Here is a 21,205-nt window from a genome sequence, read left to right as displayed (position 1 = left end):
GACTGGACATGAAAACGCCTGTAATTCCGTCGCCCGCTGACGGGCTGTGCTGGCTGACCGGCGCCAGTTCGGGAATTGGTGAAGCTTTGCTCGCTGATCTGGTCAAGGACGGCTGGCGTGTGGCGATCTCGGCCAGAAGCGCTGACAAGCTTGATGCGCTATCGCAACGCCACCCCGGCAAGGTTTTTGCCTATCCCGTTGATATCAGTGATGATCGCGCCGTCGCGGCCACAGTTGATCAAATCGAGTCCGATCACGGTCCAATCGCCAGAGCGATCCTGAACGCTGGTGTCTATATCTCGATCGAGGCTGAGAGGCCGCGATTTGAGGACTACGCCAAGACGTTTGATGTGAATCTAAAGGGGGCGACTGCGTGTGTCTGTGCACTGACCCCGCGCTTTTGTGAGCGCGGCAAGGGTCAGCTGGTGATTGTCTCATCCGCCACAGCCTTTGGCGGCATGCCCACCGCAACGGCTTACGGGGCGACAAAAGCTGGACTTCTGAACATGGCGGAAGGCCTAGCCATAGAGCTTCGTCGCTATGGGGTGAAAGTCCAGTGCGTTACGCCCGGCTTCGTGGACACTCCGGCTCAGGATGATAACGCCTTCCCCAAACCCTTCATGGTGAGCGCGGAGACCGCGGCCAAACGCATCTGCAAAGGGATGAACCGCAACGGGTTTGAGATCACCTTCCCGAAACGCTTCACCTGGATCTTGAAACTGATCTATGCCCTGCCGCGCGATTGGCACATCGCCTTGGTCCGAAAGCAAACGGGTTGGGACAAACCACCGGACGAAAAAAAGCCCGCATGATGCGGGCTTTTTAGTGGCCTATCAGGCGCGGCAAATCGTGAACTGGCCCACATCAATGCGCCCGGTTCTGAATCCAGCCTCGCAATAGGCGAGGTAGAAATCCCACATGCATTTGAACCGCTCGTCAAAACCCATAGGCTCAATTTTGGGCCAGGCGTCATCAAACCGCTCTTTCCACAACTTCAGCGTGTCCGCATAGTCGAGACCGAACTGGTCGGTTTTGAGCAGGTCAAGCTTCGCCGTCTCAAAACAGGCTTCAAGTTTCTCGACACTCGGCATCATGCCGCCGGGGAAAATGTAGCGCTGGATGAAGTCTGCGCGTTTTGAATAGGTCTCAAACAGGTCGTCGCGAATGGTAATAATCTGAAGACCAGCTTTCCCGCCCGGCTTCAGAACCGACGACACCTTATCGAAAAAGCTGGGCCAGAATTCCTGTCCGACAGCCTCAAACATCTCGATCGAGGCCACCCGGTCATACGCACCCGTCTCGTCGCGATAATCTTGCAGCTTGATCGTCACCTTGTCAGACAGACCCAGACTCTCGATCCGCGCCAGAGCATAGTCTCGCTGCGCGGGAGACAGGGTCAGGCATGTGACGTTCGCGCCAACTGTACCGGCTGCGTATTCGGCGAACCCGCCCCAGCCACAACCGATCTCAAGAACCTCGTGATCCGCCTGCAAGTCCATGGACCGGGCGAGGGCGGCGTATTTCTCGGTCTGCGCCTCTTTCAAAGACGTGACGCCATCGGTGAACCGGGCCGACGAATAGGTCATCGTGTCGTCTAGCCACAACTCGTAAAAGCTGTTGCCCAGATCATAGTGAGCTTCGATGTTCTTGCGCGCCTGGCTTTTCGTATTGGCGCGCCGCAAATGGTACAGCCAGTGGAAGAACCGTGTGATTGGCCCGCCACGGGTGATGTGCGCCATTTCGTCGAGATTGGCGGAAAAGACGGTAAGGACGGCCGCCAGATCCGGCGTCGTCCAGTCCCCATCCATATAGCTTTCCGCAAAGCCGACATCGCCGCCCGAAATCACTTTTCGAACGACAGAATAATTGGCCAGTTCAATGACGGCGTCAGGGCCTTCACGTTGGCCCTCAAACTGTACAGCTCGGCTGTCAGGCAACACCACAGTCAGTGTTCCGACCTTCAGTTTCAACAACATGCGAAGGGTTAGTCGCACCCCCCGCGGCACGCCCTTCAGGCGGTCGATCACAGCCGGAGAGTCAGCCCGAACCAGCGGGTCTGCGGCGAAGTCGGTCATTGGCGGCTCCGTCGGTTACGCATTTGCGTGTAACGCCAAGTTTACAATTAATCCCGCTCGGCGCCAAATCCGGCGCGCGAGGATCGGGATACGGGATGCGCCAGAGAGGCATTGGCGGATGAAGGATTGCGCTTGTGATAGACAGCGCCCTTGATCCAGAGCCGCAAAGCCTCCCAATGGATGGCGAGAATGGTTTTCAAACTCGAAAACGGTTGGGTCAGGAACAATCGCGCGAGTTGAGCGGTGTTTAACGGCGCACGCTTCATGGCCATGGTCGCCAGAAAATCCGGACCGTCTTCACGCTGTTTGAAAATCGTCAGATGGAAGCTGTCGTCAGGGTCACGCAGCGTGAACTCATAACGCCCGCCCAGATCGAAGAACGGAGAGACGTGAAAGATTTTCTCAGCGTCATGGGTTTGTCGGGCTCCTTCACTGGCCTTCGCCACATAACAATGACTCTCGCCAAAGGTGTTATGGACTTCGTAGATCAGACCTTTCAATCGCCCGTCGCCGTCATGGGCGAAATAGATCGACAGCGGATTGAACTGATAGCCCAGTACACGCGGGGCGCAGAGCAGGGAGAGCCGGTCTTGCGCCTCCACCTCAACCCCGGAAGTCGCGAACAGATTGCGTGCCCAGGATGACAGATCGCCACCATCGCGCGGACCGAGATCCTTGGGATAAAAGCTGTAAAGGTTGAACCGCCCAACCGAGAAGATCGCGCTGAGCCGATCCGCCGCACTGAGCCGATCTAAGTCCAACAGCATGGAGCCGAGCCGGTAGCTGAACCGGTGCAGGAACGGCGCGCGGCGTTCATGCACAGTCTTGCCGACATACAGACTGCCCGCAGGTTGAGGGTCGGCTATCATCTTATTCAGCTGCGACATGGGCTTTCAGACGAGACGGCTCAGCGGGTCTCGACCAGGCGCCTCCATCCACGTCACCCTCTGCGAAGGTCCACGGAATCTGACCTCCCAGCCGCAACGCGACACGCAGACCGGCGCGCAAGCCATCTTCATGAAACCCGTAGCCCAACCACGCGCCCGCAAACCAGGTGTTGCGAACGCCCTGAATGGAATTGAAGATCCGCTGCGCGGCGAGGGCGGGCGCATTGAATTGCGGATGATCGTACTGATAACGGCCGAATACGGTTTCTGGTCTTGGCTGGCGGACCGGGTTCAGCGTCACATAGAGCGGCCGGTCTGATCGAATGCCCTGCAAGCGATTCATGTCATAGGTAACCGCTGCTTCAGCGCTGCCTTCACGCAGATAGGTCCAGGCTGCCTGAGCGCCCTTGCGAGCTGGAGTAAGGCTCGTATCGCAGTGCAGGACGGCTTCATTAGCCCCATATCGGATCGCGCCCAGAAGCTGACGCTCGTCTTCATCCGCATCCTTCAGTAAAGCCAGCGCCTGATCGGAATGGCAGGCGAGGATCACCTCGTCAAACTGGTGCGTCTGACCATTTTCGTCCTCAATCGTCACGCCTTCTGCGGTGCGACTGACAGAGCTTGCCTGCGCTTGAAACTCGACGCCGGCATCGAGCAGGTCGGCTTCCAGTTTTTTGACATAGGTGCGGCTGCCGCCTTGCACCGTATTCCATTTGGGCCGTTTGGCGTGCATCAGCCGATGATTTTTGAAAAAGCGGATGAAGGTTTCAGCCGGATAGTCTGACATGCCCGCTTCAGACGAGGACCAGATGGCGGCGCCCATGGGCAAAAGATATTGCGAGCGGAAAGCCTCGCCCAGACCGAGGCGGTCCAGATATTGACCCAGGCTCAAGCCCTCAAGACCACCAGTCTCGAGGTCTCTCTGCGCGGCTTTGTTAAACTTCAAGATGTCGCGCAGCATGCGCAGATAACTGAGATTAAAGAGGTTGCTGGGGTCGGCAAAGAGACCCTTAAGGCCGTTCGAGGACCACTCAAACGTCCGGTCCAGGCTAAATCCAAAGCTCATATCCGTGCGGTAGCTCTCCACGCCAAGATGAGCGAACAACGCAATCAGATTGGGGTAGTTGAGCGGATTAAAGACAATGAAGCCCGTATCCACATCGATCTGCGCACCGTCATAGTCAATGCGCACGGTATTGGCGTGACCGCCCAACCGCTCTCGCTTTTCAAAGACCGTAACGTCGTGAACATTGCGCAGCGCCCAGGCGGCGCCAAGACCGGAAACGCCCGCGCCAATAACAGCGACACGCAAGGGGTGGGAATGCAAAGGCGTAATCGGGCTCATGCGGAGTCCTTGATCTTTTCAAAGGCGGCGAGTGCGCGTTTGCGCGCTTCACCATGGTCGACGATCGGCTCGGGATAGGTTTCACCCAAGTGGACGCCAGCTTTTTTCAGGACCGACTTATCCGCCGTCCAGGGGGCATGAATCGCCTTGTTCGGTAAATTCGTCAGCTCTGGTAACCACCTACGAAGATACTCACCATCTGGATCAAACTTTTCTGACTGCCCGATGGGGTTGAAGACTCGAAAATACGGGGCTGCGTCTGCGCCGGACCCGGCCGTCCATTGCCAAGACGCTGAATTGCTCGACAAGTCCGCGTCAACCAAAGTGTCCCAGAACCAGGCCTCGCCCTCCCGCCAGTCAATCATCAGGTCCTTGATCAGGAAGCTGGCGACGATCATGCGGACACGATTGTGCATCCATCCAGTCGCCCAAAGCTCGCGCATGCCGGCATCCACGATCGGATACCCTGTGCGTCCCTGACGCCATGCCTCCAGATCCTTCGACTGTCCCGTCCATTCAAATCCGTCAAACTTGGACTGGAAATTCGACTCGGGCAGGTCAGGAAAATGATACAGGAGATTGTAGCTGAACTCTCGCCAGGCGATTTCACTCAGGTAAGTGTCTGCGTCCTCTGATTGCCCGTGCTCGGACCGTTTGACTGCATGCCAGACCTGGCGCGGGCTGATCTCGCCGAAATGCAGATGCGGCGACAATTTCGAGGTGCCATGTTCCGCCGGCAGGTTCCGGCGATCTGAATACTCTGTGACGCTATGCTGGAGAAATTGACCAAGCCGCCCGTGCGCCGCCGCTTCGCCAGGCGTCCAACTCTCTCTCAGACCGCCCGCCCAATCGGGCTTGGTGGGCAAGAGCTTCAACGCCTCAAGCGTGCATCCGCCTTGATAGTCCTGGAAGGTCAACTCGTCAGGGCGAGAGGACGGCTCAGACGGCGTATGCCCCGCTTTCAGGGACCGCCAGAAAGGTGTGAACACTTTGTAGGGCGCGCCGGCTTTCGTCGCGATCTCCCAAGGCTCCACAATCAACGAGCCGTTGAAGGATCGTGCTTTGACGCCAGCATCGTTCAGCGTTGATTTGATGGCTTCATCGCGCTTGCGGGCCCAGGGTTCGTATTGACGATTCCAGAAAACCGCGTCCGCTCCTGTATCTTCAATGATCGCTTCGAGGCAGGACTGCGCCGGGCCTTGCTGGATAATCAATCGCCCGCCCATTTGCTCGATATCGCGGGAAAGTGAGGCGAGCGAATGGTGCAACCACCACCGGCTCGCGCCGCCAGGCTTCCATTCGCCTGGTGCGTCATCGTCAAGGATGTAGACAGGCAACACAGACGCGCCAGTAGCAGCGGCGGCGAGCAGGGCAGGGTTGTCAGACAGTCTAAGATCTTGGCGGAACCAGACAATTACAGGTTTTTTCAAATCAGTCATGGGTTTGCAATGCACGCGTTCTGGGACGAAGTATGGTGTCTGGCTATACGGTGTTTTATATCCTCTGGATCAGGGGCTGACACATAGCCGTCTGTCCCAACGCCAAGTGGAGAAGCGTTTCTCATGAATCCGAACGCCGTCGTCGAAATTCCGCTGCCCAAGGGCGGCGTGCTGGAAATGGGTAATGAGAAGCCGCTCACCATTATCGCGGGTCCTTGCCAGCTTGAAAGCCGCGAGCACGGCCTTGAAGTTTCCATGGCGCTCAAGGAGATCGCAGACCGCACCGGCGTCAATCTTGTCTACAAGACATCTTTTGACAAAGCGAACCGCACCAGCCTGTCCGGCAAGCGCGGTTTGGGTCTGTCAGCGTCTCTTGAGGTCTTTAATGAAATCCGGGAGACCAGCGGTCTGCCGCTGCTGACCGACATTCACACAGCTGAACAGTGCGCCATTGTCGCCGAAGCTGCAGACATTCTGCAGATCCCGGCCTTTCTCTGCCGCCAGACGGATTTGCTGATCGCTGCCGCGCAAACCGGCAAGGTGATCAATGTCAAAAAAGGCCAGTTCCTGGCGCCTTGGGACATGCCCAACGTGATCGGCAAACTGACCGGAGCCGGAAACCACAATGTGATCGCCACCGAACGCGGCGCCAGCTTTGGCTATAATACGCTGGTTGTGGACATGCGCAGCTTCCCGATCATGAAGCAGACGGGCGCGCCGGTCGTGATGGACGCCACGCACGCTGTTCAGCAGCCTGGCGGGCAGGGCGGCTCTTCGGGCGGTCAGCGTCAGTTTGCACCGCATCTGGCGCGCGCGTCGGTCTCTCTGGGTATTGCTGGCGTCTTCATGGAGACCCACCCGGATCCGGACAATGCCCCCTCTGACGGCCCGAACATGATCCCGCTCAACCGGTTTGAAGAGGTTGTGCGCGATCTGATGGCTTTTGACGCGCTGGCCAAGTCCAATCCCGTCATTCAACTCTAATCGCTCTGGAGAGCGCCATGTTGCGTGAACGGGCTGCGCACCTTCTAGCCGCCATTCAAAATCGCCGCGCCGTCGTGCTGGGCGATCTATTGTATGACAGCTTTGTCTATGGCGACACGCATCGGATTTCGCGTGAAGCGCCCGTGCCGATCCTGTCGGAAAAACGCCGCACGGCCATGCTGGGCGGCGCTGGCAATCTTGCACGTAATCTCTCAAGCCTTGGCGCAGAGGTGCGTCTGATCTCAGTCGCCGGGACCGATGCAGAGGGCGAGGCCGCGATTGATCTGGTCAAGGCCGCCTGTGGCGATGCGGAAGGCGTCGTGCGGACGCCCGAACGTCCCACGCCGTCGAAAATTCGCTATGTGTCGAATAACCAACAGATGTTCTGCGTGGATCGTGACCCGGTCGAGGCGATCCAGCCCCATACTGTGACAGACCTTCTCAATTACATAAGAAAAGCCCTCCAAAATTCTGATATATTGATTGTTTCAGATTATGGTCGCGGTGTTGTGACGCGTGATCTGGTGCAAGCCGCTATCGCTCTGGCGCGCGAAGCGGGCAAGCCTGTGAGCGTCGACCCGCGCGGTTATGATTACAGCCGATATGACGGCGCCAGCATCATCAAACCCAATGCCGGTGAGCTTGAGGCAGAAACAGGAATACGCGTTTCCAGCGACGAAGACGCTGCAACAGCGCTCAGAGCGCTCAAGGCTCAATTGTCGCGAACACAGGCTGTGATGGTTACGCGCGGGGGCGCGGGCATGACTTTGCTCGACGAAACCGGATCCCTTCACCACCACCGCTCCCGCTCGCGCGATGTCTATGATGTGTCAGGCGCAGGCGACACAGCGCTGGCCGGGCTATCGCTCGCCATTGCGGCGGGCGCATCCTTGAAGGACGCTATGGAATTCGCCGACCTCGCGGCCGGTGTCGCGGTCGGCAAACCCGGCACAGCCACCGTTTCGCCAGAGGAAATCCTGGACGCCGCGCAAGTGGGAGAAGAGGCGCCGGACTGGCGTGTCATGTCCCGCCCTGCAATGGCTGAATTGTCAGCAGACTGGCGCGACAGCGGCTTGAAAGTCGGATTTACCAATGGCTGCTTTGATCTGCTGCACCCAGGTCATTTGTCGGTGCTGCGCCATGCCGCCTCGGTGTGTGACCGCCTTATCGTTGGACTGAACGCTGACGCCTCGGTCAAGCGCTTGAAAGGCGATGACCGTCCCATCAATGATCAGGCGACGCGCGCGACCATGCTCGCCTCGCTCGAAATGGTGGACCGTGTGGTGATCTTTGACGAAGACACGCCCGCCGAGTTGATCTCGGAAATCCGCCCCCATGTGATGATCAAGGGGGCCGACTATGTGGCCGAAGAACTGCCGGGCGCAGACTTTATGCGTCAGTCTGGCGGAGAAATCGTGCTTGCGCCGCTCATGGACGGGCTTTCCACCACCAATATCGTCAATCGCCTGAGACAGGACGGCTAGCGCCTAGCCGTCAATCGGGGTTATGGGCGCGACGTCCACTTCCACGGGCGCATCCAGCGCAGGCGCATAGCGCGCCTCGTCCGCCATGACGGCGCGTATTGTGTTGAGCCGGGTTTCAGCATTGGCGCGGATATCCATGTAGAACAGGTTGGACGACCGGACGCGGCGATCCTCCGCCAAGCGCCCAGATCGACGCAGGGCGCGGGCCCGCGGCTGGTCAATCATCAACAGGCCGCTCTGGCACTGCGCGCCTGTCTGGTTGGTCATGGGCGAGGGCGTGTCAGTGAGCGACAGACCTTCTGCAGCTGCAGCCCCCCGATGCAGACGTGCCGGCGCGTAATCTTCATTCGCCGTCCAGAGAACGGGATTGACGCAGAGCAAAGCCCGACCCTCAACCGCGGTCAGGCGCCCCCTGGCGTCAAGCGCCCGAGAGCGTTGTGTCAGGGCCTCAATGCGCGCCGTTTCTTGTGGACGCACGGCGATCCAACTGACCACACAGCGAATGTCGGACGGATCCGCACATACCGGAATGGTCGAGAGCGGCCCCGCCAGCAGGTCGAGCGGTGTAGGAGAATCAATGATGTAAGCGGCGGCCAATCGCCGGGCCACAGCCGGGTCTGGCGCTACGCGCCGCGCCAGTACGTCCAGAGCAATCGCGCCGCCCTGACCGACACCGACTATGAAAAACGGCTGTTCTGGATCTGCTTCGCGCAGGAACTGGGTGAAGGCGCGCTGGATATCCGTTTGGGCCAGCTCGCGAGCCAACACCGAATCTTCGCGATTATTCATGAAGGTATAAAGCGACGCCTGACGGTAACGCGGCGCATAAAGCTCCACATCCTGCACCAGAAAGGGCGCGGCGTAGTTCGGCAGGATAATCTGGGACACCTCCACAGCTTCCTGGGGCCGGTCAAAGGGCGCATTCCAATGGCTGCCACCGTCATATGTGGTCGGATGAATGAAAAAGACAGCCGGATGCCCCGCCTCGTCATGCAGGCGTACGCCCGGTCGGGCCGCCCAGGCTTCATCCTGTGTGTAGTCAGGGGCCGGAGGGCGTTCATAGGTCTGAAACGGTACGCCGGGATCCAGGAAAGTCTGGAAAATCTGGTCGCGCAGAACAAAGGCGCTGAGCGCGGACAACAGGACAAAGCCACCCAGAGCGCTCAACAAAAGCCAGCGCAACCAGGCGGTGAGGGGGATGTTGAAAGGGCCGTTCATGCTCACACTCATACGCTTGCAACTGGGACGTCAGCAAGAGGCAGCCTTGATTCCTCCCATATTCGCGGGCATTGCAGAGAGGCGTCCGATCTGGACGCAGTAAAAGGAGTTGAGCGACGTGCTTCGCTGGCTACGCAATCGCTTTTTGACCGGCGTCGTTGTCGCCGCCCCCATCGGCATCACATTCTGGCTGATCTACAGCTTCGTGACCTTCGTGGACCAGGTGATCAAGCCCCTGGTTCCGGCCCGCTACAATCCTGAAAGCTATCTGCCCTTCGCCATACCGGGCATGGGGCTGTTGATCGCCGTGCTGGGCCTTACCTTGCTCGGGGCGCTGGCGGCGAATATTTTCGGGCGCAGCCTGCTCGATCTGGGCGAGCGCGTGCTGAATTCCGTGCCGCTGATTCGTAATATCTACGCCGCGCTCAAACAGATCGTGGAGACCGTTTTTCAGGGCCAACAGAACTCCTTCAAGGAAGTGGTGCTGGTGGAATATCCGATGGCGGGCAGCTATGCGGTCGCCTTCGTGGCCTCGAAGGGCCGCGGCGTCATCCGTTCTGTGGTGGGCCAAGGCGATGACGTAATCGGTGTCTTCATACCCACCACGCCGAACCCGACCTCTGGGTTTTTGTTGTTCGTACCAAAGTCCAAGGCGATCGCGCTTGACCTGACGGTGGAGGAAGCCGCCAAGCTCATCATCTCCTTTGGCATGGTGACGCCCGATCGCTTGCCCGATGGCGCGATCCCTCAGGCGGAACCGCGCAAGGCCGGTACTGGCCTGATGCCTGACGACCCACTGACGGGTGAGAATTCATCATCAGAAGACACCGACCCTAAAAAGCCCTGACATCAAGGTTGCCGGGGAAAGGGGCATAAAAAAGCCCCCCGGATGGATCATCCGGGGGGCTCTTCATCCAATCTTTTCAGATCAGATTAGTCGGCTTTCGCAAGCGAACCTGCGGAAGTTTTGCCGCTTTTGTGGTCGCGCTCTTCTTCATAAGAAATGCGCTGACCTTCGGTGAGCTCGGGCATGCCCGCACGCTCAACGGCGGAGGCGTGCACGAACACGTCCTTGGAACCGTCGTCAGGCTGAATGAAGCCGTAGCCTTTGGTGGAGTTGAACCATTTCACAATGCCGGTAGCCATTGTTGTGTGTCCTTTGTAGACAAGAATTAAGCACCATAACCCCCGAGTGGAGCTGTGGCGGACATCGACATGTGGAGGGAGTGGAGTTCAGCGCCGAGGCGCTTGTGACCGAAAACCTGGCCATAAATCGATTGGCAGCGTTCTAGCAGAATTTCAGAGGCTTCGCCAGCGATATCTCATCCAGACCGCATAAGCCGAACGCCTTCATCGCGCTCAAACAAGTACAGCAAGGTGCGCAGGGCCTCTCCGCGATCCCCTGCGAATACGTCTTCGCGCGCGGTTTCGTACTGCGCCGCGTCGCTGGCGAGCTCCAAAAGGTCGGCATGAGCGGCCAGATCGGCGATTCGGTAATCCGGCAGGCCCGATTGTTTCAACCCAAGAGGATCGCCCGAGCCGCGCAAACGCCAGTCTTCCTCAGCGATGACGAAGCCGTCATCGGAATTGCGCATGATCTCCAGCCGCGCGCGCGCCGTCTCTCCCAGCTGCCCATGATAGAGCAAGAGGCAAGTGGAGGGTTTGTCGCCCCGGCCCACACGCCCGCGCAGCTGATGAAGTTGCGCGAGGCCAAAGCGTTCAGCGTGTTCGATCACCATGATGGTCGCGTCCGGCGCATCCACGCCCACTTCGATCACCGTGGTCGCGACCAGCACGTCAATCTCGCCGGCGCGAAAATCCTCGGCGGCTTTTTGCTTGTCGCGCGCCGGCATGCGGCCATGCACCAACCCGATGCGTGTATTTGGCAGCATTTCAGACAGCATGTGATGGCGCGCTTCGGCGGCGGCGAGATCAGAGGTGTCGCTATCCTCAACCAGGGGACAGACCCAATAGGCGCGCTCGCCCTTGGTTAGAGCGCGCTTGAGCCCTTCGACAATCTCAAAGAGCCGCTCGCCAGACACAACACGGGTGTCGGGCGGAATGCGGCCTGCGGGTTTTTCATCGAGACGGCTGACATCAAGATCACCGAAGGCAGCCAAGGTCAGGGTGCGCGGAATAGGGGTGGCGGACATGGCGAGCACGTCCGGCGCGCGACCCTTCATGGTCAACTTACGGCGGTCCGACACCCCGAAGCGGTGTTGCTCATCAATCACCACCAGTCCCAGATCGGCGAAATCGACACTGTCCTGGAACAAGGCATGGGTGCCGCACACCACTTGCGCTTCGCCCGAGGCAATCTGCGCCTCCAGCTCCTTGCGCGCCTTGCCCTTGTCGCGCCCGGTGAGCGCCACGACCGATATCCCGGCGGGCGCTAGCAATTCGCGCATCACCTTGGCGTGCTGGCGCGCGACGATTTCAGTAGGGGCCATCAAGGCAGTCTGCACACCAGCCTCAGCGGCATGGGCGGCACAGAGCGCAGCGACAAAAGTTTTGCCAGAGCCCACATCACCATGAACCAGCCGCATCATGCGCTGCGCACTGTCCATATCCGCCTTGCAGGCCTCAAACGCGCGCATCTGCGCGCCGGTCGGGGTGAAGGGTGCATGGTCTAAAAGCTGCGTCACGCGGCGGCCATCCCCCGCCAAGGGCCGTCCTTTGCGAGCCTTACGGTCCCGCCGCGCCAGTTTCAAAGCCAGCTGATGCGCGAATAATTCGTCAAACGCGAGGCGTTTGCGAACCCGCGACGCCGGCTCCAGATCAAGACCCGATCGCGGGGCGTGCAGCTCCAGCAAAGCCTCGCGCCAGCCCGGCCAGTCCTCACGCGCTTTGAGCGGCAAATCGATCCATTCAGGCAGATCCGGCAGGCCGCTGAGCGCCTCCGTCATCGCCTTGCGCATCACATTGACCGACAGCCCCGCCGTCAGCGGATAGACGGGCTGCAAGAGATCCTTGTCCTCGACCGCTTTGGGATCAGCGATCAGATCCGGATGCACCATCTGGATTTCGCTGGCGAACCGCTCCGCCTTGCCCGACACCAACCGGGTAGAGCCTTCGGGCAGCATGCGGCGCAGATAGTCCGCCTTGGCGTTAAAGAACACCAGATGAAGCCAGCCCGTTTCGTCGCGCAGGCGCACCTTGTAGGGCTGCTTCATCGTGGGGCGGGGGATATGCGCCTCCACCTCCGCCTCAATGGTGACGAGCACCTGATTGCCGGCGTCGCCCGCGTCAGAGATCGACACCCGGTGCGTCCGGTCCACCAATCCTGTGGGCGCGGTGAAGATCAGATCCTTTACCCGCGGCCCCGCTACCTTCTCCATCAACGCCGCAAGCCGAGGCCCCACGCCCTTGAGCGTGGTCAGATCGGCAAAGAGCGGGAAGAGCGATTGAGGGCGCATGTCGCTAACATCGCCCGTGAACTGGATTCGCGAAAGTCTCGCCCTTCACCCAACCGCACCTGCGCGCTATATGCGCTCTCATGAGTGATAATCCTTTCTCCGATCCGAACACGCCCATCGACCCTGACGCGCGGCTGAAGCGACTGACGTTTCGCGCCTGGCGGCGAGGCTTCAAGGAAGCTGACCTGATCATGGGACGCTTCGCGGACACGAAGCTCTATGACCTGTCGCCAGACGAGGTCGATGAGTTTGAACGGCTTCTGGATGCGCCCGACACTGAAGTGTATGCTTGGATCTGCGGCACGATCGAGACCCCGTCAAATTATGAAGGTCCGGTACTGGATGCGCTGAAGAGCTTTGACTATGAAGCGCTCGCCGCCGAGGGCGACGGCCCGTCCAGCTAACATGCAATCCGTCTGACGCCTCTTTCCCGGCGAAAGCCGGAATTCAGAGCGCGCGTGATTTTGATGAGGTTGCGCTTTAACCGCTTTTCCCCGGGCTTCATCGGGGGCGAGCAATAGAAATGTGAAAAACACCCCCCGTCAAACTGGCGCGGGGGCGAAATTGTATTGAGGACGCCCGACCGTGAACGATTACAAAGCGCTTGCAGAGTCCTCCCAATCACTAACGGTTTGCGGCGCGCCTGAAGGCTTTGACGCCCTGATTTTCTGTGACGCGTTGCGAGCACGCGGCGGAGTGGGGCTCTACATCGCCACCGACGAAGCCCGCGCCAGCGCATTCGCAGCGGCGGCGAAATTCTTTGCGCCCGATCTCGAGCAATTACGGCTGCTCGGCTGGGATTGTCAGCCCTATGACCGGATCAGCCCCAGTCCGCGCACTGCGGCCCGCCGCGCCGGGGCGCTTCATGCGCTGGCGCAACGCGAGCCGAAAGAGACAAAACCGCTTCTCGTGATTTCCACGGTGTCGGGCGCTCTTCAGCGCTGCGCGCCAAAAGCTGCCCTGTCAGGCGGCGGTTTGAGCGCCAACCCCGGCGGCGTGCTCGATTCCGAAGTGCTCAAACAGCATCTGGCGGAAAACGGCTATGTGCGCACCGCCACCGTCACCGAACGCGGCGATTACGCCGTGCGAGGCGGGGTGATCGACGTGTTCCCTGCGGATGCGGAAGAGCCGGTGCGACTCGATTTCTTTGGCGATGTTCTGGAAAGCGTGCGCGGCTTTGACCCTGAGACCCAACGCACAACCACTCAGCTTAAATCGGTCAGCTTTGCGCCCGTGAGCGAGATTGTGCTGAACGCGGACGCCATTTCGCGTTTCCGCTCGGGCTTTTTGAAAAACTTTGGAGCGGTCGGATCCGGCGATCCGATTTATGATTCTGTCAGCGTCGGCGCGCGCCCGAACGGCGCCGAGCATTGGCTGCCTTTGTTTCATGATCATCTCGACACGGTTTTTGACTATGTGGGCGAGGGCGCTCTGGTGGGGCTCGACCCGCTGGTGAAAGACGCGCTGGACGAACGCCTTGAGCAGATCCGCGACTATTATGACGCGCGGCAGGCCGCCTCGAAATCCGGGGCCGGAGCGATGGGCGCGCCTGCCTATCGCGCGTTGGAGCCCCTATCGCTCTATCTGGATGAAGACGAGTGGGCGCGTGAAACAGATCAGCGCGCCGCGCGCCGCTTCACGGCGTTTCAGGAAGCCGGTGAGAATGTCATCGATATGGGCGGCAAACAGGGCCGCAGCTTCGCCGCCGAACGCCAGGCCGATCAGAATGTCTTTGACGCTGCGGCCAAGCACGCTGTTTCGCTGCGGTCATCCGGCAAGCGCGTACTGTTCGCCAGCTGGTCAGAAGGCGGCTCTGACCGCCTCGCCAGTGTGCTGGGCGATCATGGCCTGAAACCGATCATGGAAGCGGCAGACTGGCGCGCGACCAACAAAATGAGCGGACAGACGATCACACGCATTGTCTTGCCGCTTGAACACGGCTTTGAGACGCCTGATTTCGTGATCATCGCAGAGCAGGATGTTCTGGGTGATCGCCTCGCGCGGCCACGCCGGAAGAAAAAGACGGCGGACGTCATCGCCGAAGCCGGGACGCTGACTCCCGGCGATCTGGTGGTGCACGCCGATCATGGTCTCGGGCGCTATCTGGGGCTTAAAACCCTCTCGGTGGGCGACGCGCCGCACGATTGCCTGGAGCTTGAATACGCCGGCGCCAGCAAGCTTTACCTGCCAGTTGAAAATATCGAGCTCTTGTCGCGCTATGGCCAGGAGAGCGAAACCGCCCAACTTGACCGTCTGGGGGCGGGCGCCTGGCAGGCGCGCAAGGCCAAGGCCAAGAAGCGTCTGCGCGACATGGCGGATCAATTGATCAAGATCGCCGCGACCCGAAATGCACGCGACGCCGAAGTGCTGACCCCGCCCAGCGGGCTCTATGACGAATTCGCCGCCCGCTTCCCCTATGTCGAAACAGACGATCAGCTCCATGCCATCGACGATGTGTTCTCAGATTTCGCCAAGGGCCGCCCGATGGACCGGTTGATCTGCGGTGATGTGGGCTTTGGCAAAACCGAAGTGGCGTTGCGCGCGGCGTTCGTCGCCGCCATGAGCGGGCGGCAGGTCGCCATCGTTGCGCCGACGACTTTGCTTGCGCGCCAGCACTTCAAGACCTTCTCCGAACGCTTCAAAGGCTGGCCGGTCAAAGTGCGACAGCTCTCCCGGCTCGTGCCTGCGAAAGAAGCGACCGCTACACGTAAAGAGCTGGCGGAGGGCACCTGCGAGATCGTGATCGGCACCCACGCCATCCTGGCGAAGACTGTGAAGTTCGCCGATCTGGGCCTTTTGGTGATCGATGAAGAGCAACGCTTTGGCGTCAAACACAAGGAACGCCTCAAGGAGCTCAAATCGGACGTCCACGTGCTGACGCTGACGGCGACACCGATCCCGCGCACCCTGCAGCTGTCCATGGCGGGCATTCGTGATCTGTCCATCATCGCCACACCGCCCGTAGACCGTCTGGCGGTGCGCACCTATGTGACGCCGTTTGACAGTGTCACCGTGCGTGAAGCCCTGCTGCGCGAACGTTATCGCGGCGGGCAGAGCTATTATGTGGCCCCGCGCATTTCAGATCTCGAAGACATCTCGAAGTTCCTGCGCGAACAGGTGCCTGAGGTCAGCTTTGTGGTGGCCCACGGCCAGATGGCAGGCGGGCAACTCGAAGACATCATGACGGCGTTTTATGAGGGCCGTTACGATGTGCTGGTCTCCACCACAATCGTGGAATCCGGCATCGACATCCCCACCGCCAACACCATGATCATCCACCGCGCCGACATGTTCGGCCTGGCGCCGCTTTACCAGCTGCGCGGCCGGGTGGGCCGCGCCAAGGCGCGCGCCTACGCTTACCTCACGACGCCCGCCAATCAGAAACTCACCGCCACCGCCGACAAGCGCCTGAAAGTGCTGCAATCGCTTGATAGTCTCGGCGCCGGTTTCACTCTGGCGAGCCATGATCTCGATCTGCGCGGCGGCGGCAATCTTCTGGGCGAGGAACAATCAGGTCATATCAAGGATGTGGGCGTGGAGCTTTATCAGTCCATGCTCGAAGAAGCTGTGGCGACCCTTCAGGGCGATTCCAGCCTGGAAGAGCGTGACTGGTCGCCCGCCATCAATGTGGGCGCGGCGGTGCTGATCCCTGAAGACTATGTGCCCGATCTCGACGTCCGCATGGCGCTCTATCGCCGCCTGTCGTCTCTGGACACAAAACAGGAGCGCGAAGGCTTCGCTGCAGAGCTGATCGACCGGTTCGGCAAGCTCCCCGATGAAGTTGAGAGTTTGCTTCAAGTTGTTGCGCTTAAAGCCCTGTGCAAAAGGGCGAATGTGGCCAAGCTCGATGCAGGCCCCAAAGGGGCGGTCGCCACGTTCCGCGAGCACGGCTTCGGCGATCCAGGCGCGCTGGTGGAGCTGATGACCAAGCGCCCGACCGATTACAAATTGCGACCGGACAACACGCTGGTGCTCAAAGGAGATTTCCCCGATCCGATGGACCGTCTGAAAGGTGCGCTCCGGCTGTTGGCGCCGGTGGCCGACGCGGCGCGTCGGGCCAAGGAAGCAGCCTAGCCGGTTCTGGCGGAACTGAACGGCAGCACATTCGAGCGGCGCACCATCTGGTCGATCAGGGCTTCAGCGCTGGTTTCACCGCCGGCTTCCTCGATGGATGGGCTCAATTCGAGCCGGAAGGGTTTGAGTGGGTCTGCGCCTTCATAGGCCGTGCATTCGGCGATGGCGGAGACGCGATTGGACACCAGAGTCGCTTCCACTTTGGGCGTTTTGGGAAGAGCGATAATGAAGCGGTCCTGCCCGAGGCGCACAACAAAGTCTTCCGCGCGCACGCAATGGCGCAACATGCCGGCGAACTGGTCGGACGCCTTGGCGAAACCGCTCATGCCCGCCTCTTGCGGCGCGCTGACCGTCAACATGATCAAGCTCAGCGGTTCAGCGCGCGCTGCAGCCTGATTCATCAGGCTTTGCAGGTGAACACGGCCAAAGCGTTCATTGTAGAGGTCTGAGGTTTCGTCGAGCAGGCTCGGCAAACGGCACGTTTCCAGCCGCGCCTTGGCCAGGCGGCGGCGCCGGCGTTCTGACGCCAGCGCCATCACGCGATCCCGCATGTCGTCATTGCTGGCGGCGTCAGAGAGAATATCAGATGCGCCCCGCGCGAACGCTTCATCCGCACCCGCATAATCGGTCTCGGCGGTGAGAAGGATCGCCGGCGTATGATAGAGGCGCGTATTGCGGCGCATGGCGGAACAGACCGTATGCGCCAGACCCGGTTCCGGACGCGTGTTCAGGATCACCGCGTCAAACGTGCGCTCATGCAAATAATCAAAGGCGTTGAAAGTCGAAAACGCGGCGATGGTCTGGATACCCGCCTTTGACATCGCAAACTGCAGCCGCATGAAGGAGGGGCCAGGCGCGCCGACAAACAACACCGTTGAATCATCATCATTCACCGGAACCGGCGCAGGCTGATACCCTGCTTCCTGAGCGCTTTGCAGTCTGAGTTGCGCCGTATGCTCAAGCACTTTCAGGCGAGACAGGGCGCGCAGACGTGATGCGATCTGTATAGGATGGGCGTTCAGGGGCAGCCGTGCATCCAGACGGGCGCACTCATGTTCGCCAATCGCCAGATGCAAAAGGTCTGATGGAAGATCCTCGTTGAGCGGGCCGAAACTCACGACAGCTTCGCAACCCGTTTCAATGTGGGTTGCGACCTGAAACCCCATTTGCGCCAGTAGCTCGGCGGTTTCACGCGCACCGGCGTCATCGCCCATGACTGCTATGGAAAACATCCGCCCCGTCTGCCCCCCTCGACCCGAGGCAGCAAGATTGTGTCGTTCTGAGTTCAGTGTCAAAACTTTGATTCCTGAAATTGTCACAAAGCGATTCAGCACCATGCCTACCGATACAAAAGCACAAGGCCCTTTGCGTGGCGTTAAAGTCCTGGAATTTGTTGGATTGGGACCTGCGCCCTTCTGCGCCATGCTGCTCAGCGACCTTGGTGCAGAGGTGATCCGGATCGATCGTCCCCATGCTGGCGGCGGCGGCCCGGCGGAGATCCTGGCGCGCGGTCGGCGATCGGCGGCGTTCAATCTCAAAAGCCCGGACGCAGTGAAAGCGTGCCTGAAGCTGATGAAAAAAGCTGACATCATCCTTGAAGGCTATCGCCCGGGGGTGATGGAGCGTTTGGGGCTGGGACCTGAACAGGCCCTGAAAGCCAATCCCGCGCTCGTCTATGGACGCATGACAGGGTGGGGGCAGCATGGCCCGCTCGCCCACGCCGCGGGTCATGACCTCAATTATATCGCTTTGACAGGCGCGCTCGACGCCATTGGGCCCAAGGAGAAACCGGTTCCGCCGGTCAATGTGGTGGGCGATTTCGGCGGCGGCTCGATGTATCTCGCCGTCGGGGTGCTCTCGGCATTGCATCACGCCCGTGCGACGGGCGAGGGGCAGGTCGTCGACGCCGCGATCGTGGATGGCGCTGCGCACCTGATGGGCGCGGTGCATCAGCTGGACGCCATGGGATTGTGGAGCCAGCCTCGGGGCGAAAACCTCCTGGATGGCGGCGCGCCCTTTTATGATGTCTACCCGTGTGCAGATGGCGCCTTCATCTCGATTGGCGCGCTGGAAGCGGAATTCTTCCTGCTGTTGCTCGACAAGCTGGGCTTGTCTGACCATCCCGCCATGCAGGCGCAATATGACGCCAAGACCTGGCCGGACATGCGGCGAACGTTCGAGGATACTTTCAAAGCCGAACCGCAATCGCACTGGGTGTCGCTATTAGACGGCACCGACTGCTGTTTTGCGCCCGTGCTCGACACCCAGCACGCGACAGATCATCCCCACATGAAAGCCAGAGGCGTGTTTGTCGAGGTCGAGGGCGTAAGGCAGGCCGCCCCTGCGCCGCGCTTCTCTCGCACGCCCGGCGCCATTCAAGGCGCTGCGCCCAAGCCCGGCGAGCATACTGAAGAGGTCTTGCACGACTGGGGCTTTTCCGACGCAGACATCACTGCACTGAAAAACGCCGGGGGTTTAGGCTGACAGGGGGATGAAAGAGGCGCTAAACAGTCGCAAATCGCGGGCGCAAGGCCTTCGGTGGTCTTTAGGCTCGAACAGGTTTGAACGCTGAGCGCCATGCCGCTGGTCAAAATCAAGTCCCTGATCCGTTTCGCCTGGGGCATCCCGGCGATCAAGATTACTGTGCGGGCCGTCGACCGCATGATGGCGCGCGAGGTGATGCTGTTCGCCGGGGGCGCGGGCTTCTTTGGCCTATTGGCGCTGGTGCCCGCCGTTCTGGTGGCGGCGTCTGTCTATGGCTTGCTGTTTTCTGCTGACGACGCTTTGAACCAGGTGGCTCGGCTTGAGGTGACTGATGTGTTGCCGCCATCCGCCAACACTTTTCTGACAACCCAGCTCTCTGAGCTTGCCGGAACGTCAAACGCCTCTCTGACCTTGCAAGGCGCTTTGGCTTTATTGATCGCCTGGTTCGCCGCCGCCCGCGGGGCCAAAGCAATGATTGCGGGCCTCAATCAAATCGCCCGGCGGGGTGATCTGCGCAATATTCTGCATTTCAACCTGTTGGCCATGGGCGCTGTGATCGCGGGCGGCGCCTTGCTGGTCCTGGCCAATCTGGCGATCTTGACGATCCCCAACATGATCCGCCCCGCCTTGCGCATGTTGGGCAGCGAAGCAGCGGATTTTGGCGCCAGCCTGATCAATGAATGGTCGATTTCCTATCTGGCCATGCTGACGGCGCTGACGCTGCTCTATCGGTTTGTCATGCAGCGCGCCGGAGAGACCAGCTGGCCCGCTTCACTGATCGGCGCCGGCGCGGGCGCGAGCTTGTGGCTGATCGCGTCCAAAGGCTTCACGCTCTACGTGGCGACCATCGTCAATCCCAGCACCTACGGGCCGCTAGGCACGCTGATCGTGTTTCTGTTATGGGTCTACTGGTCGGCCTACGCCGTGTTTTTCGGTGGCGCGCTCGCCGTCGAGATTGATCGCCACAGAGGCGAAGCTCACCCCGATCAAAAGCCGGCTCCGGAGGAAAAGGACTAGCCTCAAGAGCCATATCGGCTATAACGCGAACCCAAATTAAACGATCGTTGAAAAACTCAGGGAAGGAGACCGCGCGGTGGCGGATAAAGTCTACCCAGATGCAAAAACGGCCCTCGAGGGGCTGACTTTTGACGGCATGACCGTAATGGCGGGCGGCTTCGGGCTGTGCGGCATTCCGGAAAACCTCATTCTGGCGCTGCGCGATAGCAACGCCCAGAACCTGACGGTGATCTCAAACAATGCGGGCGTGGACGATTTTGGCCTGGGTCTGCTGCTGCACACCCGCCAGATCAAGAAGATGGTCTCCTCCTATGTGGGTGAGAACAAAACCTTCGAAAAACAGTATCTGAACGGCGAGCTGGAGCTCGAATTCAATCCCCAGGGCACGCTGGCGGAACGCATCCGCGCCGGCGGCGCCGGCATTCCGGGCTTTTACACCAAGACCGGCGTCGGCACGCTGGTGGCGGACGGCAAGGAGCACAAGGATTTCAATGGTGAAACCTACATCATGGAAACCGGCCTGGTCGCGGACGTCTCCATCGTGAAAGCCTGGAAAGCGGACAAGGCGGGCAATCTGGTGTTCCGCAAGACCGCCCGCAACTTCAACCCGATGATGGCGACCGCCGGCAAGGTGACCATCGCCGAGGTCGAGGAAATCGTCGAAAACGGCGAATTGGACGCCGACCATATCCACACGCCGGGCATTTTCGTTCAGCGCCTTGTTCAAGGCACGTTCGAAAAGCGCATCGAGCAGCGCACCGTGCGCGCGTAAGCAGGAGGAT

Annotated in this window: 17 protein-coding genes; 9 read left to right on the top strand and 8 right to left on the bottom strand. The window is 60.0% G+C overall.

From position 1 onward, the window contains the following. Positions 1-8: 8 nt before the first annotated feature. Positions 9-812 carry an SDR family NAD(P)-dependent oxidoreductase gene (locus ACP154_RS12255; RefSeq protein WP_421858780.1) on the top strand — a complete coding sequence of 268 codons (804 nt, stop codon included), beginning with the start codon at positions 9-11 and terminating at the stop codon, positions 810-812. 21 nt (positions 813-833) lie between these two features. On the opposite strand, the gene ACP154_RS12250 is transcribed toward ACP154_RS12255, so the two are convergent. The 4 genes from ACP154_RS12250 to ACP154_RS12235 are packed head-to-tail and all read right to left on the bottom strand — an operon-like array spanning position 834 to position 5,746. Further along, positions 834-2,075, bottom strand: coding sequence for a class I SAM-dependent methyltransferase (locus ACP154_RS12250; protein WP_421858782.1), 1,242 nt, complete (start codon positions 2,073-2,075; stop codon positions 834-836). A gap of 47 nt (positions 2,076-2,122) precedes the next feature. Next, positions 2,123-2,944 (bottom strand): DUF1365 domain-containing protein, encoded by an 822-nt coding sequence (locus ACP154_RS12245; protein WP_421858784.1) that lies wholly within the window; start codon positions 2,942-2,944, stop codon positions 2,123-2,125. A 1-nt stretch (position 2,945) separates the two neighbouring features. Next, a complete protein-coding gene (locus ACP154_RS12240; RefSeq protein WP_421858786.1) occupies positions 2,946-4,307 on the bottom strand; it encodes an NAD(P)/FAD-dependent oxidoreductase in 1,362 nt (453 codons plus the stop codon). Further along, on the bottom strand, positions 4,304-5,746 hold the full coding sequence (locus ACP154_RS12235) for a cryptochrome/photolyase family protein (protein ID WP_421858789.1): 1,443 nt from the start codon (positions 5,744-5,746) through the stop codon (positions 4,304-4,306). The genes ACP154_RS12240 and ACP154_RS12235 overlap by 4 nt, the downstream gene beginning before the upstream one ends. 123 nt (positions 5,747-5,869) lie before the next feature. Between ACP154_RS12235 and kdsA the strand changes: the two genes are divergently transcribed. Further along, complete coding sequence (kdsA, locus tag ACP154_RS12230; protein WP_421858792.1) at positions 5,870-6,730, top strand: 3-deoxy-8-phosphooctulonate synthase; 861 nt, start codon at positions 5,870-5,872, stop codon at positions 6,728-6,730. 17 nt (positions 6,731-6,747) lie between these two features. Then, the gene (gene rfaE2, locus ACP154_RS12225) at positions 6,748-8,214 is read left to right on the top strand and encodes a D-glycero-beta-D-manno-heptose 1-phosphate adenylyltransferase (RefSeq protein ID WP_421858794.1); all 1,467 of its coding nucleotides are present in this window, start codon (positions 6,748-6,750) and stop codon (positions 8,212-8,214) included. 3 nt (positions 8,215-8,217) lie between these two features. Here rfaE2 and ACP154_RS12220 read toward each other — a convergent pair whose 3' ends face one another. After that, positions 8,218-9,432 (bottom strand): DUF3089 domain-containing protein, encoded by a 1,215-nt coding sequence (locus tag ACP154_RS12220; protein ID WP_421858797.1) that lies wholly within the window; start codon positions 9,430-9,432, stop codon positions 8,218-8,220. 118 nt (positions 9,433-9,550) lie between these two features. On the opposite strand from ACP154_RS12220, the gene ACP154_RS12215 reads away from it, so the two are divergent. Beyond that, positions 9,551-10,279: a DUF502 domain-containing protein gene (locus ACP154_RS12215; RefSeq protein WP_421858799.1), complete on the top strand. Its 729-nt coding sequence runs from the start codon at positions 9,551-9,553 to the stop codon at positions 10,277-10,279. A gap of 86 nt (positions 10,280-10,365) precedes the next feature. Here ACP154_RS12215 and ACP154_RS12210 read toward each other — a convergent pair whose 3' ends face one another. After that, on the bottom strand, positions 10,366-10,578 hold the full coding sequence (locus ACP154_RS12210) for a cold-shock protein (protein WP_107713215.1): 213 nt from the start codon (positions 10,576-10,578) through the stop codon (positions 10,366-10,368). A 176-nt stretch (positions 10,579-10,754) separates the two neighbouring features. Continuing rightward, positions 10,755-12,848 carry an ATP-dependent DNA helicase RecG gene (recG, locus tag ACP154_RS12205; RefSeq protein ID WP_421858801.1) on the bottom strand — a complete coding sequence of 698 codons (2,094 nt, stop codon included), beginning with the start codon at positions 12,846-12,848 and terminating at the stop codon, positions 10,755-10,757. Positions 12,849-12,928: 80 nt separating this feature from the next. On the opposite strand from recG, the gene ACP154_RS12200 reads away from it, so the two are divergent. After that, positions 12,929-13,252: a succinate dehydrogenase assembly factor 2 gene (locus ACP154_RS12200; protein ID WP_133723276.1), complete on the top strand. Its 324-nt coding sequence runs from the start codon at positions 12,929-12,931 to the stop codon at positions 13,250-13,252. Positions 13,253-13,433: 181 nt separating this feature from the next. Further along, the gene (gene mfd, locus ACP154_RS12195; RefSeq protein ID WP_421858804.1) at positions 13,434-16,922 is read left to right on the top strand and encodes a transcription-repair coupling factor; all 3,489 of its coding nucleotides are present in this window, start codon (positions 13,434-13,436) and stop codon (positions 16,920-16,922) included. Here mfd and ACP154_RS12190 read toward each other — a convergent pair. Next, positions 16,919-18,154 (bottom strand): diguanylate cyclase domain-containing protein, encoded by a 1,236-nt coding sequence (locus ACP154_RS12190; protein ID WP_421858807.1) that lies wholly within the window; start codon positions 18,152-18,154, stop codon positions 16,919-16,921. The genes mfd and ACP154_RS12190 overlap by 4 nt on opposite strands. Before the next feature lie 103 nt (positions 18,155-18,257). On the opposite strand from ACP154_RS12190, the gene ACP154_RS12185 reads away from it, so the two are divergent. The 3 genes from ACP154_RS12185 to ACP154_RS12175 all read left to right on the top strand — a co-directional run bounded on the left by ACP154_RS12185 (position 18,258) and on the right by ACP154_RS12175 (position 21,195). Next, the gene (locus ACP154_RS12185) at positions 18,258-19,406 is read left to right on the top strand and encodes a CaiB/BaiF CoA transferase family protein (RefSeq protein WP_421858810.1); all 1,149 of its coding nucleotides are present in this window, start codon (positions 18,258-18,260) and stop codon (positions 19,404-19,406) included. Positions 19,407-19,499: 93 nt separating this feature from the next. Next, the gene (locus ACP154_RS12180; protein ID WP_421858812.1) at positions 19,500-20,423 is read left to right on the top strand and encodes a YihY/virulence factor BrkB family protein; all 924 of its coding nucleotides are present in this window, start codon (positions 19,500-19,502) and stop codon (positions 20,421-20,423) included. Between the two features lie 76 nt (positions 20,424-20,499). Beyond that, positions 20,500-21,195 (top strand): CoA transferase subunit A, encoded by a 696-nt coding sequence (locus ACP154_RS12175; protein ID WP_107713209.1) that lies wholly within the window; start codon positions 20,500-20,502, stop codon positions 21,193-21,195. Positions 21,196-21,205 lie beyond the last annotated feature (10 nt).

The sequence above is a fragment of the Oceanicaulis sp. genome, assembly GCF_965249665.1.
Taxonomy (GTDB): domain Bacteria; phylum Pseudomonadota; class Alphaproteobacteria; order Caulobacterales; family Maricaulaceae; genus Oceanicaulis.
This window is presented reverse-complemented; position numbering and strand designations above follow the sequence as displayed.

Excerpts from the sequence above, each read along its gene's own strand:
- ACP154_RS12185 (WP_421858810.1), top strand. The coding sequence starts at position 18,258 with ATGCCTACCGATACAAAAGCACAAGGCCCTTTGCGTGGCGTTAAAGTC.
- ACP154_RS12180 (WP_421858812.1), top strand. The coding sequence starts at position 19,500 with ATGCCGCTGGTCAAAATCAAGTCCCTGATCCGTTTCGCCTGGGGCATC.
- ACP154_RS12200 (WP_133723276.1), top strand. The coding sequence starts at position 12,929 with ATGAGTGATAATCCTTTCTCCGATCCGAACACGCCCATCGACCCTGAC.
- ACP154_RS12245 (WP_421858784.1), bottom strand. The coding sequence starts at position 2,944 with ATGATAGCCGACCCTCAACCTGCGGGCAGTCTGTATGTCGGCAAGACT.
- ACP154_RS12220 (WP_421858797.1), bottom strand. The coding sequence starts at position 9,432 with ATGAACGGCCCTTTCAACATCCCCCTCACCGCCTGGTTGCGCTGGCTT.
- ACP154_RS12250 (WP_421858782.1), bottom strand. The coding sequence starts at position 2,075 with ATGACCGACTTCGCCGCAGACCCGCTGGTTCGGGCTGACTCTCCGGCT.
- ACP154_RS12235 (WP_421858789.1), bottom strand. The coding sequence starts at position 5,746 with ATGACTGATTTGAAAAAACCTGTAATTGTCTGGTTCCGCCAAGATCTT.
- ACP154_RS12255 (WP_421858780.1), top strand. The coding sequence starts at position 9 with ATGAAAACGCCTGTAATTCCGTCGCCCGCTGACGGGCTGTGCTGGCTG.
- kdsA (WP_421858792.1), top strand. The coding sequence starts at position 5,870 with ATGAATCCGAACGCCGTCGTCGAAATTCCGCTGCCCAAGGGCGGCGTG.
- ACP154_RS12210 (WP_107713215.1), bottom strand. The coding sequence starts at position 10,578 with ATGGCTACCGGCATTGTGAAATGGTTCAACTCCACCAAAGGCTACGGC.
- ACP154_RS12240 (WP_421858786.1), bottom strand. The coding sequence starts at position 4,307 with ATGAGCCCGATTACGCCTTTGCATTCCCACCCCTTGCGTGTCGCTGTT.
- rfaE2 (WP_421858794.1), top strand. The coding sequence starts at position 6,748 with ATGTTGCGTGAACGGGCTGCGCACCTTCTAGCCGCCATTCAAAATCGC.
- ACP154_RS12190 (WP_421858807.1), bottom strand. The coding sequence starts at position 18,154 with ATGTTTTCCATAGCAGTCATGGGCGATGACGCCGGTGCGCGTGAAACC.
- recG (WP_421858801.1), bottom strand. The coding sequence starts at position 12,848 with ATGCGCCCTCAATCGCTCTTCCCGCTCTTTGCCGATCTGACCACGCTC.